The sequence below is a fragment of the Caballeronia glathei genome (genome assembly GCF_000698595.1).
GTDB classification, from domain to species: Bacteria; Pseudomonadota; Gammaproteobacteria; order Burkholderiales; family Burkholderiaceae; genus Caballeronia; species Caballeronia glathei.
The window spans coordinates 43036-58235 of sequence record NZ_JFHC01000055.1 but is presented as its reverse complement, the minus strand read 5'-3'; the positions used below and the strand labels follow the sequence as shown (position 1 = coordinate 58235).

Genomic DNA, 15200 nt, shown 5'->3' with positions numbered 1-15200 from the left:
GGCGGTCACGTTCGCCGAAATACGCACCATGTCCCGTGCTGCCGCTCACTGCGGAACATTGCCCAAGGCAAACGCACTAAAATTGCGATCAGGCCACACCACGGCCGCCGCACACAGGTCCTCATGCTACGTTTAAGCGAAGTCAAACTCCCGCTCGATCACGCCGAAGCCGATCTCGAACTCGCGATTCGCGCCCGTCTCAAGGATCTCCGCGTCCCGTCCGACGGACTCGTCCGCTACACGGTGTTTCGTCGCGCGCACGATGCACGCAAGCGGTCGGATATCAAGCTGACCTATATCATCGATGTCGAAGTGAAAGACGAGGCGTCGGCGAGACAGCATCTCGATGCCCATCCGCACTGCAGCGTCACCCCCGACATGGCGTATCGATTCGTCGCGCAGGCGCCGGCGAATGCGAACCTTCTGCGCCCGGTGGTGATCGGCATGGGGCCGTGCGGGCTCTTTGCCGGCCTGATTCTCGCGCAGATGGGCTTTCGCCCGATCATCCTCGAGCGCGGCAAAGCGGTGCGCGAACGGACCAAGGACACCTGGGGCCTGTGGCGCAAGAACGTGCTGAATCCGGAGTCGAACGTGCAGTTCGGCGAAGGCGGCGCCGGCACTTTCTCCGACGGCAAGCTCTACAGCCAGATCAAGGACCCAAAGCACTACGGCCGCAAGGTGCTGGACGAATTCGTCAAGGCGGGCGCGCCGGAGGACATCCTCTACCTGAGCCGCCCGCATATCGGCACGTTCCGGCTGGTGAGCATGGTCGAAAAGATGCGCGCGACGATCCATCAGCTTGGCGGCGAAGTACGGTTCGAACAGCGCGTCGAGGACATCGACGTCGACAACGGCAAAGTGCGCGGCGTGAAGCTCTCGAATGGCGAGACGCTGCGCTGCGATCACGTCGTGCTGGCGGTAGGCCACAGCGCGCGCGACACGTTCCAGATGCTGCACGATCGCGGCGTCTACATGGAGCCGAAGCCGTTTTCCCTCGGCTTTCGCATCGAGCATCCGCAGGGCGTGATCGACCGCAGCCGCTTCGGCAAGTTCGCGGGCCACAAGCTGCTCGGCGCCGCCGACTACAAGGTCGTGCACCATTGCAGCAACGGCCGTGCGGTCTACAGCTTCTGCATGTGCCCGGGCGGCACGGTCGTGGCGGCCACGTCGGAACCGGGGCGCGTCGTGACCAACGGCATGAGCCAGTATTCGCGCAATGAGCGCAATGCGAACGCGGGAATCGTCGTCGGCATTACGCCGGATGACTACCCCGGCGGCCCGCTCGCCGGCATCGCGTTCCAGCGCAAATGGGAAGAGCGCGCGTTCGAACTCGGCGGCGGCGATTACTGCGCACCGGGACAACTGGTCGGCGATTTCATCGCGGGGCGGCCGTCGACGTCGCTTGGCTCGGTCGAGCCGTCGTACAAGCCGGGTGTGCGTCCGACCGATCTCAGCACGGCGCTGCCCGATTACGTGATCGAAGCGATCCGCGAGGCGCTTCCGCAGCTCGACAAGAAAATCCCCGGCTTCGCGATGCATGATGCCGTGCTCACGGGTGTGGAGACGCGTACGTCGTCGCCGCTGCGGGTCCGGCGCGGCGACGACTTCCAGAGTATCAACGTGGAGGGGCTGTACCCAGCGGGAGAGGGCGCAGGATACGCGGGCGGGATCTATTCGGCGGCGATCGACGGAATCGAAGTCGCAGAGGCGGTTGCTTTGCGGATGGTCGCGGAACCGGGCGCGGCGGACTGAGTTTGCGGCGGGCGCGCGAGGCGCCCGATCCCCGGGCGGGTCCGCCGCCCGCAGAACTCATGCCCGTTGGTGCGCGCCGGTCATGGACCTGCCGCGCGTCGCGCACACATGACGCCCGCAATCTGCGGCTTCCCATGCAGCCGCGAATTCCCAGGCGCGCCTCGACGTCCACGCGGTAGCCACGAAATCATCCGGCCCGCGCCACCAGTTCCCGCACCACGCTGTCCAATTCGACGGTCCCGGTCAGCGGCTCCCCTTCGAACTCGATCCACCCTTCATTGAACCCGTCGAGCATCTGAATGCGGGGCGTCGGGTCGGCGGTTCCCTGCGACTTGAAGAGCCCCTCCCAGCTCTCCCGCGCCACCGCTTCCGCGCGCACCGGATGCCCGAGCGCAGCCGTGAACGCGGCGGCGATATCGTCCGGCGAGACGCGCGCCGGGCCTTCGAGTTCGACCACCCGCTTGCCGTGCCAGCTTTCATCGAGCAGCAGATCCGCCGCGACCTGCCCGATATCAGCGGTTGCGACCATCGGCACGGGCTTGTCGAGCGGTTGCAGGAAACTCGGGATCACGCCGCGCGCCCCGGCCGGCTCGACATCCCAAAGCGCGTTCTCCATGAACCACGCCGCGCGCAGAAACGCGATCGGCAAGTCGAGTTGCCCCAGTTCGCGCTCCATGATCTGAAGCTGCTGGAGCAGATTGGGGCGTTCGGCCTGCGCGCCGATCGTCGAGAGACAGACGACCCTCGGCGCCTGCGCCTCTGCTAGCGCCTCGCGCAGCGCGGCCACGATGGCCCGCGTTTCGCCGAATCCCGCCGACGGTGCGAAATTCGGCGGCAGCAATACGAATACGCCTTCGGTGTCGCGAAACGCGGCGGTGAGCGCACGGGCGTCGGCCATGTCGGCAAGCGCGACCTCGCATCCTTGCGCGCCCCACACCGCGCCCTTGTCCGCGCTGCGCACGATGGCCCGCACACCGCGGCCCGCGTCGAGCAACTGGCGCGCGACCACGCCGCCGACTTGTCCTGTGATTCCGGTAATCGCGTACATCTGATTTCTCCTGTCCGAATGGTCCGAATGCGGCGGCTCGCGCCGCGATGAGCACGAGTCTGCGCCGTCGTCAGGCATTCCGCGATAGCATGAGCGTCATTTCATCCATGACACAAGGTCATCACAATGCCCTTCGACGAGCGCTTGCTGAACGGGATGGGCGTGCTGTCGGCGATCGTCGACAGCGGGAGCTTCGCGGCTGCGGGCGAACTGCTGGACATGACGCAGTCGGGCGTGAGCCGGGCGGTCGCGCGGCTGGAAGGCCGGCTCGGCATACGGCTTTTCGACCGCACGACGCGCTCCGTCCAGCTCACCGACGAAGGCCGCCGCTTCTACGAACAGATCGCGCCGCTCCTGGCCGGGCTGGAGGAGGCGGCGTCGAGCGTTTCGGGCAGCGCGACGGCGGTCCGCGGGCGACTGCGCGTGAACGTCGATCCGTTCTTCTCCCGGCTCGTGCTCGGGCCGCGCCTGGGCGAGTTCATCGAATCGCATCCCGAGCTTCAGGTGGAACTCGCCACGCGCGACCAGCTGGGCGATCTGATCGCGGACGGCTTCGATCTCGCGCTGCGCTTCGGAGAGCCGCGTTCGTCGAGCCTGATCGCGCGGAAGCTCCTCGACACGCCGATCCTCACCGTGGCCGCGCCCGCGTACCTCGCACGCCATGGCCGTCCCGCGACGCCCGCCGCGCTGAAGGCGGAACTGGAAGCGGGCAGGCACGTCTGCGTGCACTATCGCGACCCGCAAAGCGGCCGGCCGTTCCAGTGGGAGTTTCATCGCGGCAAGAAGCGGGTGCTGATCGCGCCGTCGGCGGCACCCGGCAGGCTCACGCTGAACGACGTCGGCACGATGCATGGCGTGTGCATCGCGGGCCATGCGATCGCGCAGGTGATGCAGCTCGGCGTCGAGGCGCTGATCGCCGATGGCAGCCTCGTCGAGTTGTTTCCGGATTGGCGCGACGAACGTTTTCCGCTATATGCGTTGTATCCGTCGCGGCATCATCCGCCCGCGAAGGTGCGGGCATTCCTCGATTTCGTGGCCGCCGTGACGGCGACGGCGCACTGAATCGCACGCTTTGACGTTCAACCGAAAGAGAAAGGCACGCCGGCCATGTGGCAAATCGATCAGGTGACGTTGCGGCTCTTCATCGCGGTGTGCGAGGAGGGGACGATCGCGCGGGCGGCCGAACGCGAGTTCATTCGACCCGCATCCGGGCGCGCGCCGTGGGCTTCGTGTACTCGTGGAGCCGGCTGTCGGCCGTGTTTTCCGCGTTCGTGATCGCGGCGTGTCTGAAGCACTTCGGCGTGAACGGCGTGTTCGTGTTCATCGCCGGGGCGATGGTCATCGTGATCTGCGCGATCGGACTGCTCGGCCGCGCACGCGCGATGTCACGCTGGAGGATATTTCGAAGTGACGCGGTGAGGAAAAAAGGCCGATGCTTCGGGCATCGGCCTTCCTGCTTTTTAGCGTCAGGTCACCACACCCACCTGCCACGGCACGAACTCGTTCTGCCCGTAGCCGTGCGTCTCGCTCTTCGACGCGCCCCCCGACGCGCAATCCAGCATCATCCGGAAAATCGCCTCGCCGAGTTCCCCGATCGAAGCCGTCCCGTCGATCACGCCGCCGCAGTTGATGTCGATATCGTCTTCCTGCCGTTCCCAAAGCGCGGTGTTGGTCGCGAGCTTGAGCGACGGCGACGGCGCGCAGCCGTACGCCGACCCGCGCCCCGTCGTAAAGCAGATCAGGTTCGCGCCGGAGGCCACCTGTCCCGTCGCCGACATCGGGTCGTAGCCCGGCGAATCCATGAAGACGAAGCCCTTCGCGTCGATGCGCTCCGCGTACTCGTACACGTCGACGAGATTCGTCGTGCCGCCCTTCGCCACCGCGCCGAGCGACTTTTCGAGAATCGTCGTGAGGCCGCCGACCTTGTTGCCCGCCGACGGATTGTTGTCGAGCGCGGCGCCGTTGCGCGCGCAATAGTCTTCCCACCACGCGATGCGCGCGAGCAGCTTCTCGCCGACCTCGCGGCTCACCGCGCGGCGCGTCAGCAGGTGCTCCGCGCCGTAGACCTCGGGCGTCTCGGAAAGAATCGCAGTGCCGCCGTGGCGCACGAGCCGGTCGACGGCGGCGCCGAGCGCCGGATTCGCCGAAATGCCCGAGTATCCGTCCGACCCGCCGCACTGCAATCCCACCACGAGATGCGATGCCGGGACCGGTTCGCGCGTGACGCGGTTCGCGTCCGCGAGCATCTCCTTCACCATCGCGATGCCGCGCTCGACCGTCTTCTTCGAGCCGCCGCTGTCCTGGATCGTGAAGCTCTTCAGGCGCTCGCCGTCCTTCAGGCCGCCCGATTCGAGCACGCCGGAAATCTGGTTCGTCTCGCAGCCGAGCCCGACGAACAACACCGAGTAGAAGTTCGGATGCACCGCGTAACCGGCGAGCGTGCGCCGCAGGATCGCGAGCCCTTCGCCCTGCATGTCGATGCCGCAGCCGAGCCCGTGCGTGAGCGCGATCACGCCGTCGACGTTCGGATAGCCGGCAAGCGCTTCCGGATGCACGTCGCGGCGGAAATGATCCGCGATCGCGCGCGCGACGGTCGCCGAGCAGTTCACGCTCGTCAATACGCCGATGAAGTTGCGCGTCGCAACCCGCCCGTCGGCGCGGCGGATGCCCATGAAGGTCGCGGGCGTTTCGACGAAGTCGGTCGGATGCCGGTCGACGCCGAACTCGTGCTCCCGCGCGAACTCGGCCATGCCGAGGTTGTGCACGTGCACGTGCTGGCCGCGCGCGATCGCCTCGCGCGCCACGCCGATGATCTGGTTGTAGCGCTTGACCGGCTCGCCCTTCGCGATGTCGCGCGTCGCGATCTTGTGGCCAGGCGGAATCAGACCCATCACTGCGAGATCTTCCGACGCGATGCGCGCGCCGGACATCAGCTGGCGCGTCGCGATCACGACGTCGTCGTTGGGGTGCAGCCGTATCACGGCATGATCGGTGGAAGTGGTGGACATGATGTTCATACCGTAGAAGGAGCGCGGTCGTCGGAGATGGCGGCCGCGTCGTCGTCGGCGCCGGAAAGCGGCTCGATCTTGCCGACGATGAAAAGATAGCTGAATGCACCGAGGAAGCAGAAGCCGCCCGCGACGATCAGCGGGATGGTGAACGAGCCCTTCGTCATCGCGACCATGAAGCCGGTGAACGTCGTGATGACGATGCCCGCCAGGTTCGACGCGAAGTTCTGGATGCCGCCGATCGACGCGACGTGATCGGGCGTCGGTGCGACGTCGCCGGGCAGGGACCAGATGCTCGCCGCGGCGAACGCGAGGCTGCCGTACGCGATGCCGAAGAACGCGAGCATCAGGTAGATGTTCGTCGTGAACGCCGAGAGCGTGATCACCGACGAGAGCAGCATGCCGCCGACCATGCAGGTCTTGCGCGCGGCGGTGAGGCTCCAGCCGCGGCGGTACAGCGAGTCGGACACGAAGCCGCCGAGCCAGCCGCCCGGAATCGAGACGAGCGCGGGAATCATGCCGAGCGTGCCGAGCGACTTCAGCGAAAAGCCGTGCGTCTGCACGAGATAGCTCGGAAACCACGTGATGAAGAAGTAGATCACGAAGTTCAGGCAGAAGAAGCCGAGCATCATGCCCCACAGCGTGCGGTACTTGAAGAGCGAGCCCCACGTCACCTTGTTCTTCGGGGCGGCCCTGACTTGAGGCGCCGCTTCGGCTGCGCCCGTCAGGTCGCCGCGCGACGGGTTGCGGTAGATCAGGAACCAGCCCAGGATCCAGACGAAGCCGATTGCGCCGGTGATGATGAACGACGCCTCCCAGCCGAACGAGCTGATGATGAGCGCGACGACCGGAATGGAGAGCGCGGAGCCGACGCGCGAGCCGCTGTCGAAGATGCTGGTTGCGAGCGCGCGCTGTTCGGGCTTGAACCACTGCGAGACGAGCTTCGCGCACGACGGATAGGCGCCCGCCTCGCCGATGCCGAGCATCAGGCGGCAGCCGAACATGCCCGCGACGCTCGTCGCCGCCGCGGTGAGCGCGGTGAAGAGCGACCACCAGCCGACGGCGAGCGGCAGCGCGATGCGCGCGCCGACGCGGTCGACGAACCAGCCGAACGGCATCTGCATGAGCGCGTAGGTCCAGAAGAAGCCGCTCATCACGAGCCCCATTTCAGCCGGGCCGATGCCGAGCGCCTTCTCGATCTGCGGCGCCGCGACCGCGAGGTTCGCGCGGTCGATGTAGTTCACCGCGATTGCCAGAAAGCATAAAAAGATCACCATCCAACGCATTTTGCGCATCGTTCTGTCTCCTCCAAGAGTGTCATGCCGTGTGTTTGGTCCTGCGCCGCCATGCCGTAACCGCCCGTCTGCGCCTGCTTTGCCGGCTCGCCCGGCACGCTTTCAGATGGCTGGTGTGACCGGCGTGTCCGACGCGAGCGCGCCGCGCAGCCGTTCCTGCCCGATGTCCAGGCGCAATTCGCGCGCGAGTTCGATGACCGGCTGCAAGCGCCGCGCCTTCTTCTCGTCGTGATTGCGCGCGATGTCCGCGAGCCGGTGCACGAGAAACGGGTTCTCGAAGCGATCGCGCACGTCGGCGAGATAGGCGCGTGCGGCGACCTGCTGGCCGAGCGCGTCGAAGACAGGCAGCACTTCGTCCTGCCATACCGTTTCGAGCGCGTCGCGCCACGGGGCGTGACGCATCGCATCAAGGACGGTCATGTCGGGCGCGCCGTCGTGGGTGCGCCACGACTCGACGAGCATCGTGTGGCCGAGGTTGAGCATCAGGAGCTTCAGGCGCTCGTAGTGGGCGAGTTCGTCCGTGACGACGATGTCGTCGTGTTCGCACGGCAGCACCATGCCCGGCTGGCGCTCGATCGCCCAGAGCGCATACGGCTCGGCGATCGCGCCGACCGGAAGGATCGGCTCCGACACGATGCGGTCGACGAGCGAATTCACCCAAATGCAACGGCTGCCCAGATAGTCGACGAACGCGTCGCCGGCGTTCCAGCCGCGCGCCACGCTTACGACGAGATCGCGCAGCGTGTCGCCGTTGCGCGAGATCAGCTCGCAAGGCAACAGCGTGATCGGCTCGCCGCCCGCGCGATGGCGCTCGTGCAGCAGCACCGCGAGCTTGGCCGCAAAGCCGCGCGGCGTGCGCTGTCCGTCGAGCAGGTCGGCAGTGTCTTCGGGGAAGAGGGCGTAGCCGGAGTCGGCGGTATTCGAGACAACCGTTCGCACGTCATGCGCGATGCGCTTGCGCAGCAGTTGCCAGTCGTCGTTCGCGTGCAGGGCTTCGGTGATCGCGTCGCATTCGACGGTGACATCGATCGTTTCGTCGCGGCGCCGGCCGCGGATGCGCACCGGGTAGCGCCCGGTCGCGCGCAGCGCATCGATGCGCGCGCGGCTTTCCGCGCTCGACGTGGTCTGCACGACGGTGATCCCGCCGATCGCCTTCGAAGGCTGCGCGCGCGCAGCCTCGGCCACGAACAGATCGACGTGCGCCTGCAGGAAGCGGCTCGTGCCGAATTGGAGAGTCGGATTGCTCATCGGCGGCTCATCTGTAGAGAAACGCGGACGCCGTGGCGAAAAGCCGTGGGATGATCGACAGTATTCATGGGTATCGGGCGTGGGGACGGGGCTTCTTTTCGCCAAGGGCGGGACGCGTGCGATGCCGTCCTTTGGCCTTACCAGTTTGCATGGTAGTGTCTATAAAACCAACTGGTCAAGCCGCTTGTAAGCGATTAGCGAAACGCGCTGACGTGGCCTCGCGCCGGTCAACGCTTCCACTGATTACAATCCACGTTTTCCCGAGGTCTTTTGCGAGGAGCCACCACGTGAGCGTCAAACCGGTCGAAACGCGCCGCCTGTATCTCCAGATTGCCGACAAGCTGCGCAGCCTGATCGAGCAGCAGGGCTTCGCGCCGAATGGCCGCCTGCCGTCGGAGCGCGAGCTCGCGCAGACGCTCGGCGTGTCGCGGCCCTCGGTGCGGGAGGCGCTCGTCGCGCTCGAACTGGAAGGGCGCGTGGAAATCCGGATGGGCTCCGGCGTCTACATCACAGCGACCTCCGGTGCGGCGGCGGCGCCCAAGTCGGAGGAGGAGTTCGGCGAAAGTCCGCAGGAAATCATGACGGCGCGCCTCGTGATCGAAGGCGCCATTGCGGCGAGCGTCGCGCCGTTCGCCAAGCCGAAGGCGCTGAAGGGCCTGCGCGCCGTCTACGAGACGATGGCGCGCGAAGTCGCGGGCGGCCAGATTCCGCTTGCGGCCGACCGTGCTTTTCACCTGGCGATCGCACAGATGTCGGGCAACGACGTGCTGGTCAGGACGGTCGCGAGCCTTTTCGACGAGCGGCACAGTCCGCTTTCATCGAAACTGCGGGGTCACTTCGAAGGGGAGGACACGTGGGCGGCGGCGCTGAACGAACACCGGGAGATTCTGGAAGCGCTCGAGGAGCGCGACGCCGTTCAGGCGCAGGCCGCGATGCAGCGGCACATGAGGGCCTCGTGCGCGCGGCTGATGACGCGTCGCAAGGGATGAAGGCGGCCCGTTCCGGGGAAGACAGGCCGCCTTGTGCATTGCAGGATCAAGCCTCGCTCAGCCGGGATAGGCTTCATCGACCTTCAGGCCCGCGAGCTTGAAGATCACACGCAACGTCTGCGGCGCAATCTCGCGCCGCGAGGCGAGCGTCGTGAGCACGAAGTCCATCACCTTCGCGTACTTGAGCATCGTCAGGCACGTTTCGATATCCGTGCTGCCGTCGCGCATCGATTCTGCGAGGCGCAACATTTCCACCGATATCTCTCGCGCCATCTCCAGCTCGAGCTGCTGCTTTTCACTCCATGCAGGCATCGCGGTCAGTGCCGCGAGCATGTCCTGAAACTGCTTTTCTGCTTTTTTGTCCGGGATCGCATCCATCGCCGTCCTCTCATGTCCATGGCGCCAGGCGAGTCGCATCGCCGCGCTTTGCGTTGTGTGTTACGTAACAAAGCCTTTCGCGGGTGACGACATTGTGCGTAGTCGAACGGCGCGGCCTGCTACCAGCTTGTTGCTCCTCGTTGCTGCATCGACGCGCGGCGTGCGCCGCGCGCTGTGTCGCCCTTTCCAATTGGCCTCGCTTGTCGGACGATGCACACAATGTTCCAGGCTGACTGACGCCGGTCCTTCGGCGGCTGGAACGGGAGCGTCTACGCGCTTTTGGGTAAACTTCCCCATTTGCAACGGCAGAACCAGCGGTTAGCGCACATTCGGCGTGAACATGCTCCGCTTTTTTATTTGATACGGCACCCCAACGATGGCCAAGAAGTCCACCGCCTCCGCCTCCGGCACCGCTTCGCCGGACGCCTCGAGCAAGCACGAGATCCGTCCGGGTCAGTCGATCGAACTGCTTAAGGAACTGCATATCCTCACGCGCGACGGAAAGATGAATCAGGACAGCCGCCGCAAGCTGAAGCAGGTCTATCACCTGTTCCAGTTCATCGAGCCGCTGCTCGCCGACGTGCATTCGCGGCAAGGCTCGGTATCGCTCGTCGATCACGGGGCGGGAAAGTCGTATCTGGGCTTTATTCTCTACGATCTGTTCTTCAAGACTCTGCGCGATCGGTCACACATATACGGCATCGAGACGCGCGAGGAGCTCGTGAAAAAGTCGGAGGAATTGGCGAGGCGCCTGGGCTTCGAGGGGATGTCGTTCCTGAATCTGTCGGTGGCCGAATCGACCGTATCCGGTCAGTTGCCCGATTCAATCGATGTCGTCACCGCGCTGCACGCGTGCAATACCGCAACCGATGACGCCATCCATTTCGCGCTGCAAAAGAATGCGCAGTACATCGTGGTGGTGCCGTGCTGTCAGGCGGAGGTGGCCGCGGTCCTGCGCAAGAACAAGGGCCATTCGCTGTCGAAAAATGTGCTCACCGAAATGTGGCGCCATCCGCTGCACACGCGCGAATTCGGCAGCCAGATCACCAACGTGCTGCGCTGCCTGCAACTCGAATCGCACGGGTATCAGGTAAGCGTGACCGAACTGGTCGGCTGGGAGCATTCGATGAAAAACGAGCTGATCATCGCGCAGTTCAAGGACCTGCCGCGCGGCCGGCCCGCGCAGCGCCTGTCGGACGTGCTCGAAACGCTCGGCCTCGACGAATTGCGCGAGCGTTTCTTCACGCACTGACCTAGTGCTTCTCCATCCACGCCTTCCAGCCGGCGTGGCCGAGGCGCCGCAGCGTTTCCATATTGCGTTCGTAGATGTCGGCGGCGTCGGGAAATGCATCGACCGCGCGTTCGATACTCGCTTCGCGCAGCAGATGAAAGATCGGATAGGGCGCGCGATTCGTGTAGTTTTCGATGGCGTCGGGCTCCGTGCCCTCGAACTGATACGCGGGATGGAAGCTCGCGACCTGCAATTCGCCTGCGAGCTGCATCTGCTTCACCATCCGGTCGGCGAAATAGAGCGCGTCGTTGTAGTCGGTGAAATCGGCGAGCGCGTGGGGCACGATCAGAAGCGTGGTGTCGACGCGCTCCGGGTCGGCGTCGGCGAGCGTGCGCAGTTCCTTCGAAAGATCCATGAGCGCGTCCTCCAGCGTCCTCGCCTCGCTCACCACATAGCGGATCTGGTCCTTCACGTGCACGCCCTTCGCGAACGGGCAGAGATTCAGGCCGATCACGGCGCGGGTCAGCCAGTGCTGCGTGCGGGCGATGATTGCCTCGCGGGTACTGCGGTCGATCATGTCCTGTCCTGTCAGATTCGGGGTGCGCACGCGGCGTCGATCAGAAGCGCCGTGACGCGCGGCGCGGTTCGCATCGGGCCGCATCCCGGGCCGTAGGTCTGGCTCGTCGCGTAGACGCCGTCGATGACGAGCGCGAGCGCATCGGCGAGTTCCGCCGGGTCCGATGCGCCCGCCGCCGTCGCGATCTCGACGAGCCGCGTCGCCAGATACTGCTTGTTGCGCGTGACGCACTGGCGCGCGACGTGCGCCGGATCGGAGAATTCGCACGCAACGTTGACGAACGGACAGCCGCGATAGTCCGGCACCGACGCACGCGCGACCAGATCCTCCATGGCCTGCACGAGCTGCCTGGCCGGCGCGTCGGGGTGCTTCGCGAAGCTCGCCTCGACGCGGCGCCGGAAGGCTTCGTCCATGCGCGTCAGATAGGCGGCGACGAGTTCGTCCTTCGACGCAAACCGCCGGTAAAGGCTCATCTTGTTGACGCCCGCGCGCTCCACCACGGCGTCCACGCCGATCGCGCGCACGCCCTCGCGATAGAAGAGTTCCTGCGCCGCGTGGAGCAGCTGCTCTTCGGCGGTGGCGCCGTCCGTGCGAACCGATTTTTTCGCCGCCGGCCTGCCGGCTTGTTCCGATGCGCGTGCCAAAGCCATTTCCTTGAAGTTTCAAAGGGATCTTGACATGTTACCGATCGGTCACTAAGCTTGCAACTCAATTGTGACCGAGCAGTAACGTCGCGTAACGATCAATCAAGAAATGGAGCTGCGATGAATTGGGTGGCGAGGCGGTTTGAAGGCCGGATGCACTACGGGTGGATCGCGGTGGGCGTGGTGTTCTTCGTGCTGCTGGCTGCGGCCGGCACGCGGGCGACGCCCAGCGTGATGATGCTGCCGCTCGAAAAGCAGTTCGGCTGGAGCCGCGGCACGATTTCGCTCGCCATTTCGATCAACCTTGCGCTGTACGGCCTGGCCGGACCGTTCGCCGCCGCCGCGATGCAGCGCTTCGGCGTGCGGCCGACGCTCCTTACCGCGCTCGCGACACTCGCGGCGGGCGTCGGCGTTTCGTCGATGATGACCGCGCCGTGGCAGATGATCCTGGTCTGGGGCGTGCTGGTGGGCGGCGCGACGGGTGTGGCGGCGCTGACGCTGTCGGCTACGGTCGTCAACCGCTGGTTCACGACGCACCGCGGCCTCGCGATGGGTATTCTCACCGCAAGTTCCGCCACTGGCCAGCTCGTATTCCTGCCGGTCCTCGCGTCGATCTCGGAGCGCGTCGGCTGGCAGCCGGTCGTCCTGATCGTGGCTGCCGCGGCGGCGCTCGTGCTGCCGCTCGTCGCGTGGCTCTTGCCCGAGCGCCCGTCGGATCTGGCGTTGCGGCCCGTCGGCGAGACCGCAGAGCAGCCCGCGGCACCCTCCGGCCCGCCGAAGAATCCGATCAAGCTCGCGTTCAGCACGCTCGGGTCGGCAAGCAGGACGCGCGACTTCTGGCTGCTGTTCTTCAGTTTCTTCATTTGCGGGGCGAGCACGAACGGCTATGTCGGCACGCACCTCATCGCGATGTGCGCCGACTACGGCATGACCCAGGTGCAGGGCGCGTCGCTGCTTGCGGCGATGGGCATTTTCGACCTGTTCGGCACGACGCTGTCGGGCTGGCTCTCGGACCGCTTCAACAGCCGCGTGCTGCTCTTCTGGTACTACGGCCTGCGCGGGCTGTCGCTGATCTACTTGCCGTACGCGTTCGGCATCGATTTCTTCGGCCTGCCGCTCTTCGCCGTGTTCTACGGCCTCGACTGGATCGCGACCGTGCCGCCCACCGTGCGCCTCGCCACCGATGTCTACGGCAAGGAGGCCGCGCCGATCGTGTTCGGCTGGATCGTCGCGGGGCATCAATTCGGTGCGGCCTTCGCGGCGCTCGGCGCCGGCATGCTGCGATCGAGCCTCGGCACCTACACGGTCGCGACGATGATCTCGGGCGGCCTCTGCCTGATCGCGTCGGTGCTCGTGCTGCGCATCAACCGGCCGGCGCGGCGCGTCGGCGTCGCGGCGACGTAGCCGGCGGTATCGAAAGCGGCGCTGCGTGCCATGGCGGAAATGGCGGCGCAATAGCGGAAATGGCGTGAATTGTTTCAGTGTCCGGAACGTCAGTTGGTTATCCTTGTGCTTCGCGGCGCAGATTCTGCGCCGCGCTGCCTCGTCAACTGAAAGGTTCATCCATGACCGCAAACAAAGCGCCAACTGAAGTCGACATCCACGAACTGATCGCGGGCCGCTGGAGCCCGCGCGCCTATTCCGGCCAGCCGGTCGCCCGCGAACACTTGCAGCAGGTGCTAGAAGCGGCGCGCTGGGCGCCCTCGTCGAGCAACCTGCAGCCGTGGCGCTTCGTCACGTTCGACCGCTACCGCGACGAAGCCGCGTTCAGGCGCGCCTTCGACACGCTCGTGCCGTTCAACCAGGGCTGGAACGCGAACGTGCCGGTGCTGATCTGCGTAACGGCCAGGACGGTGACGCCGAAAGGCGACGTGAACCGCACCGCCGGCTACGACACCGGCGCCGCCGCAATGGCGCTCGTGCTGCAGGCGCACGCGCTCGGGCTCGCCGCGCACCAGATGGGCGGTTTCGACGCCAGCGCGTTTCGCGAAGCATTCGCGGTGCCGGAGGACGTGCAGGTCATCGCGATGATCTCGCTCGGCCACTACGGCGACGCCAGTTCGCTCGACGAAAAGCTGCGCCAGCGCGAAGCCGCGCCGCGCTCGCGCGTGCCGCTAAGCGAAATCGCCTTCGACGGCGCCTGGGGCAAGGCGTTCGAGTAACGCTGCCGTCGAATGAAGGAAGTCCGGAACGGCCCGCAAGGGCCGTTTTCGTTGATGTGCAGCCATGCACAGGGAGCCTGGCCCGTGTTTGCTGCCTCAGTCGTTGTTGAACACGGCGGGCCGCTTGTCGAGAAACGCCTGCATGCCTTCCTTCTGGTCGGCGGTTGCAAAAAGCGCGTGAAAGGTGCGCCGCTCGAACAACAGGCCATCGCGCAGGCCCGTTTCGAGCGCGCGATCGACCGCATCGCGTGCGGCCATCGCAGCGGTCTTGCTGAACGATGCGATCCGCTGTGCCGCTTCGAGTGCCTCTGCCATGAGGCGTGCATCGGGAATCACGCGTGCGACAAGCCCCGAGCGCTGCGCTTCGGCCGCGTCGATCTGGCGGCCGGTCAGAATCATGTCCATCGCGACGCTCTTGCCGACCAGTTTCGTGAGCCGCTGCGAGCCGCCCATGCCCGGCATCACGCCGAGCGTGATCTCCGGCTGGCCGAAACGCGCGCTTTCGCCCGCGTAGATCGTGTCGCACATCATCGCGAGTTCGCAGCCTCCTCCGAAAGCGTAGCCCGCCACCGCGGCGATTTTGGGCGTGCGCACGGCGGCGAACGCATCCCAGCCGGCGAAAAAGTCGTCCTGAACCATCTGCAAGTAGCTCTTTTGATGCATTTCCCTGATATCGGCGCCAGCCGCGAAATAGGTTTCGGCGCCGGCAATCACGATACATCCGATGCCGGCGTCCCGGTCGAGGGCCTGCGTCGCGCTCACCATCTCGCGCATCAGTTCGGAATTCAGTGCGTTGCGCGCTTGCGGGCGGTTCAGGCGTACGACGGCCACCCGTCCATGCCGCTCGATGACGATGTTCATTTGAATA

At 65.7% G+C, this 15200-nt stretch carries 14 protein-coding genes and 2 pseudogenes; 8 read left to right on the top strand and 8 right to left on the bottom strand.

Features of this window, described 5'->3' with window-relative positions:
* Positions 1-123: 123 nt before the first annotated feature.
* Positions 124-1752, top strand: a complete 1629-nt coding sequence (locus BG61_RS27725; protein WP_035936192.1) for an NAD(P)/FAD-dependent oxidoreductase — start codon at positions 124-126, stop codon at positions 1750-1752.
* A 187-nt stretch (positions 1753-1939) separates the two neighbouring features.
* On the opposite strand, the gene BG61_RS27720 is transcribed toward BG61_RS27725, so the two are convergent.
* On the bottom strand, positions 1940-2800 hold the full coding sequence (locus BG61_RS27720) for an NmrA family NAD(P)-binding protein (protein ID WP_035936191.1): 861 nt from the start codon (positions 2798-2800) through the stop codon (positions 1940-1942).
* Between the two features lie 126 nt (positions 2801-2926).
* On the opposite strand from BG61_RS27720, the gene BG61_RS27715 reads away from it, so the two are divergent.
* The 3 genes and pseudogenes from BG61_RS27715 to BG61_RS44150 form a co-directional block, all read left to right on the top strand.
* Positions 2927-3862, top strand: coding sequence for a LysR family transcriptional regulator (locus BG61_RS27715; protein ID WP_035936189.1), 936 nt, complete (start codon positions 2927-2929; stop codon positions 3860-3862).
* A gap of 45 nt (positions 3863-3907) precedes the next feature.
* A pseudogene (locus tag BG61_RS45050) lies at positions 3908-4009 on the top strand (LysR family transcriptional regulator); the annotation flags it as partial.
* Positions 4000-4211 (top strand): annotated as a pseudogene (locus tag BG61_RS44150) (MFS transporter); the annotation flags it as partial. The pseudogenes BG61_RS45050 and BG61_RS44150, both read left to right, overlap by 10 nt.
* 55 nt (positions 4212-4266) lie before the next feature.
* Here the strand turns inward: BG61_RS44150 and BG61_RS27710 are convergent.
* From BG61_RS27710 to BG61_RS27700, 3 genes are all read right to left on the bottom strand, one after another.
* Entirely contained in the window at positions 4267-5808 is a 1542-nt protein-coding gene (locus BG61_RS27710) for a UxaA family hydrolase (RefSeq protein WP_035936199.1), read from the bottom strand.
* A gap of 5 nt (positions 5809-5813) precedes the next feature.
* Entirely contained in the window at positions 5814-7103 is a 1290-nt protein-coding gene (locus BG61_RS27705; protein WP_035936186.1) for an MFS transporter, read from the bottom strand.
* A 102-nt stretch (positions 7104-7205) separates the two neighbouring features.
* The gene (locus tag BG61_RS27700) at positions 7206-8351 is read right to left on the bottom strand and encodes a mannitol dehydrogenase family protein (RefSeq protein WP_035936184.1); all 1146 of its coding nucleotides are present in this window, start codon (positions 8349-8351) and stop codon (positions 7206-7208) included.
* A 287-nt stretch (positions 8352-8638) separates the two neighbouring features.
* On the opposite strand from BG61_RS27700, the gene BG61_RS27695 reads away from it, so the two are divergent.
* A complete protein-coding gene (locus tag BG61_RS27695) occupies positions 8639-9340 on the top strand; it encodes a FadR/GntR family transcriptional regulator (protein WP_035936181.1) in 702 nt (233 codons plus the stop codon).
* A 57-nt stretch (positions 9341-9397) separates the two neighbouring features.
* Here BG61_RS27695 and BG61_RS27690 read toward each other — a convergent pair whose 3' ends face one another.
* Complete coding sequence (locus tag BG61_RS27690; RefSeq protein ID WP_035936178.1) at positions 9398-9718, bottom strand: hypothetical protein; 321 nt, start codon at positions 9716-9718, stop codon at positions 9398-9400.
* A 376-nt stretch (positions 9719-10094) separates the two neighbouring features.
* On the opposite strand from BG61_RS27690, the gene BG61_RS27685 reads away from it, so the two are divergent.
* Positions 10095-10970, top strand: coding sequence for a class I SAM-dependent methyltransferase (locus BG61_RS27685; RefSeq protein WP_035936177.1), 876 nt, complete (start codon positions 10095-10097; stop codon positions 10968-10970).
* Position 10971: 1 nt separating this feature from the next.
* Here BG61_RS27685 and BG61_RS27680 read toward each other — a convergent pair whose 3' ends face one another.
* Entirely contained in the window at positions 10972-11526 is a 555-nt protein-coding gene (locus BG61_RS27680; protein ID WP_035936175.1) for a DUF1415 domain-containing protein, read from the bottom strand.
* An 11-nt stretch (positions 11527-11537) separates the two neighbouring features.
* Positions 11538-12176 (bottom strand): TetR/AcrR family transcriptional regulator, encoded by a 639-nt coding sequence (locus BG61_RS27675; protein ID WP_035936172.1) that lies wholly within the window; start codon positions 12174-12176, stop codon positions 11538-11540.
* A gap of 114 nt (positions 12177-12290) precedes the next feature.
* Between BG61_RS27675 and BG61_RS27670 the strand changes: the two genes are divergently transcribed.
* Both BG61_RS27670 and BG61_RS27665 read left to right on the top strand, forming a co-directional pair.
* Entirely contained in the window at positions 12291-13574 is a 1284-nt protein-coding gene (locus BG61_RS27670; protein ID WP_035936169.1) for an MFS transporter, read from the top strand.
* A gap of 161 nt (positions 13575-13735) precedes the next feature.
* Positions 13736-14332, top strand: coding sequence for a nitroreductase family protein (locus BG61_RS27665; RefSeq protein WP_035936168.1), 597 nt, complete (start codon positions 13736-13738; stop codon positions 14330-14332).
* 96 nt (positions 14333-14428) lie between these two features.
* On the opposite strand, the gene BG61_RS27660 is transcribed toward BG61_RS27665, so the two are convergent.
* The gene (locus tag BG61_RS27660; RefSeq protein WP_035936165.1) at positions 14429-15193 is read right to left on the bottom strand and encodes an enoyl-CoA hydratase-related protein; all 765 of its coding nucleotides are present in this window, start codon (positions 15191-15193) and stop codon (positions 14429-14431) included.
* Positions 15194-15200: the final 7 nt, after the last annotated feature.

Bases quoted from the DNA above. Each gene is read 5' to 3' on its own strand.
- BG61_RS27705 (WP_035936186.1), bottom strand. From the start codon at position 7,103: ATGCGCAAAATGCGTTGGATGGTGATCTTTTTATGCTTTCTGGCAATC.
- BG61_RS27660 (WP_035936165.1), bottom strand. From the start codon at position 15,193: ATGAACATCGTCATCGAGCGGCATGGACGGGTGGCCGTCGTACGCCTG.
- BG61_RS27680 (WP_035936175.1), bottom strand. From the start codon at position 11,526: ATGATCGACCGCAGTACCCGCGAGGCAATCATCGCCCGCACGCAGCAC.
- BG61_RS27685 (WP_035936177.1), top strand. From the start codon at position 10,095: ATGGCCAAGAAGTCCACCGCCTCCGCCTCCGGCACCGCTTCGCCGGAC.
- BG61_RS27725 (WP_035936192.1), top strand. From the start codon at position 124: ATGCTACGTTTAAGCGAAGTCAAACTCCCGCTCGATCACGCCGAAGCC.
- BG61_RS27700 (WP_035936184.1), bottom strand. From the start codon at position 8,351: ATGAGCAATCCGACTCTCCAATTCGGCACGAGCCGCTTCCTGCAGGCG.
- BG61_RS27665 (WP_035936168.1), top strand. From the start codon at position 13,736: ATGACCGCAAACAAAGCGCCAACTGAAGTCGACATCCACGAACTGATC.
- BG61_RS27670 (WP_035936169.1), top strand. From the start codon at position 12,291: ATGAATTGGGTGGCGAGGCGGTTTGAAGGCCGGATGCACTACGGGTGG.
- BG61_RS27690 (WP_035936178.1), bottom strand. From the start codon at position 9,718: ATGGATGCGATCCCGGACAAAAAAGCAGAAAAGCAGTTTCAGGACATG.
- BG61_RS27715 (WP_035936189.1), top strand. From the start codon at position 2,927: ATGCCCTTCGACGAGCGCTTGCTGAACGGGATGGGCGTGCTGTCGGCG.
- BG61_RS27675 (WP_035936172.1), bottom strand. From the start codon at position 12,176: ATGGCTTTGGCACGCGCATCGGAACAAGCCGGCAGGCCGGCGGCGAAA.
- BG61_RS27710 (WP_035936199.1), bottom strand. From the start codon at position 5,808: ATGTCCACCACTTCCACCGATCATGCCGTGATACGGCTGCACCCCAAC.
- BG61_RS27720 (WP_035936191.1), bottom strand. From the start codon at position 2,800: ATGTACGCGATTACCGGAATCACAGGACAAGTCGGCGGCGTGGTCGCG.